The sequence below is a fragment of the Herbaspirillum lusitanum P6-12 genome, assembly GCF_000256565.1.
GTDB lineage: Bacteria > Pseudomonadota > Gammaproteobacteria > Burkholderiales > Burkholderiaceae_D > Herbaspirillum > Herbaspirillum lusitanum.
Genome location: NZ_AJHH01000746.1, coordinates 1 through 1,742 on the forward strand (window position 1 = coordinate 1; position 1,742 = coordinate 1,742).

General features: G+C 65.0%; 2 pseudogenes. One reads left to right on the forward strand and one right to left on the reverse strand.

From position 1 onward, the window contains the following. A pseudogene (locus HLUSI_RS30510) lies at nucleotides 1-1,202 on the forward strand (thiamine pyrophosphate-binding protein); the annotation flags it as partial. A 54-nt stretch (nucleotides 1,203-1,256) separates the two neighbouring features. Here the strand turns inward: HLUSI_RS30510 and HLUSI_RS32075 are convergent. After that, nucleotides 1,257-1,733 (reverse strand): annotated as a pseudogene (locus HLUSI_RS32075) (efflux RND transporter permease subunit); the annotation flags it as partial. Nucleotides 1,734-1,742 lie beyond the last annotated feature (9 nt).

Genomic DNA, 1,742 nt, shown 5'->3' on the forward strand with positions numbered 1-1,742 from the left:
CCGCCGGCGCCATGGTCGAAGCACTGACCGCCGGCACGCCGCTGCTGCACCTGACCGGCCAGATCGAAACGCCTTACCTCGATCAAAGCCTCGCGTATATCCACGAAGCGCCGGATCAATTGTCGATGTTGAAGGCGATCTCCAAGGCCGCCTTCCGCATCCGCAGCACCGAGACCGCCATCAGCACCATCAAGCTGGCCGTGCAGACGGCACTGACGCCGCCGATGGGGCCGGTCAGCGTCGAGATCCCGATCGACATCCAGGCTGCATTGATTCCGATGCCGTCCGATCTGCGTCCGCTGCCGATCGCCGTGCAGGCGCCTTCCGAACATGCACTCGACGAACTGGCCGAGCGTCTGCTCAAGGCCGGGCGTCCGTTGCTGTGGCTGGGCGGCGGTGCGCGTCGGGCCGGCAAGCAGGTGCAGCGCCTGCTCGATCTCGGCTTCGGCGTGGTCACCAGCACGCAAGGCCGCGGCATCGTGGCGGAAGACGACCCACGTTCGCTCGGCTCATTCAACCTGCACAAGCCGGTCGAGAACTTCTACCAGACCTGCGACGCCATCGTCGTGATCGGCTCGCGCCTGCGCGGCAACGAAACCCTGAAGTACGAACTGAAGCTGCCGCGTCCGCTGTATCGCATCGACGCCGATCCATCGGCGGAAGGCCGCTGCTACAACAGCGACCACTTCGTCTGCGGCGATGCTGCACTGGCGCTGGAAGGCCTGGCGGATCGCCTCGAAAAACGCAAGAGCGCAATCCACATCGATCCGGCCTTCATGGCCGACCTGAAAAAGGCGCGCGATGCCGCCGTCGCCGGCCTGGTCGACGGTCTCGGTCCCTACAGCGCGCTGGTTGAGCAAGTACAAAAGGCCGCCGGCCGCAAGTTCAACTGGGTGCGCGACGTCACCGTGTCGAACAGCACCTGGGGCAATCGCTATCTGCGCATTTTCGATCCGCTGGCCGGCGTGCATGCACTCGGCGGCGGCATCGGCCAGGGCCTGGCGATGGGCATCGGCGCCGCCATCGGCGCAGCGGTGACCGCCTCGGGCAAGAAGACCTTCACGCTGGCCGGCGACGGCGGCTTCATCCTCAACCTGGGTGAGCTGGCGACCGCCGTGCAAGAAAAGGCCGACATGGTCATCGTGCTGATGAACGACAAGGGCTACGGCGTCATCAAGAACATCCAGGACGTGCAACGTGGCGACGTCGGCCAGTTCCGGCAGCTGGCGCAGGCGGTCGACGATCTTCGGCACCCAGGTGCTGAGTTCGGCGGCGTCGGCATCTTCCAGCGTGAACTGGTATTGCGTGCGGCTGACGCTGTCTTCGATGGTCAGGTCTTGCACCGGCTGCATGTACAGCGTGATGCCGGGGACTTTTTCGTTGAGCCTGGGTTGCAGGCGGCGGATGACGTCGCTGGCGCTGATGTCGCGCGATTCATGCGGCTTGAGGTTGATCAGCATGCGGCCGCTATTCAGGGTGGCGTTGATGCCGTCGACGCCGATGAAGGAGGACAGGCTTTCCACCGCCGGGTCTTCCAGCACCACCTTGGCCAGCGCCTGCTGACGCTCGGCCATGGCGCCGAAGGAGACCGATTGCGTCGCTTCCGAAATCCCCTGGATCACGCCGGTATCCTGCACCGGGAAGAAGCCCTTGGGAATGAAGATGTACAGCACCACGGTCAGCACCAGCGTGCCCAGCGCCACTACAAGTCGCAGGCGCTGAGCCTGCGCCACACCCGCGTC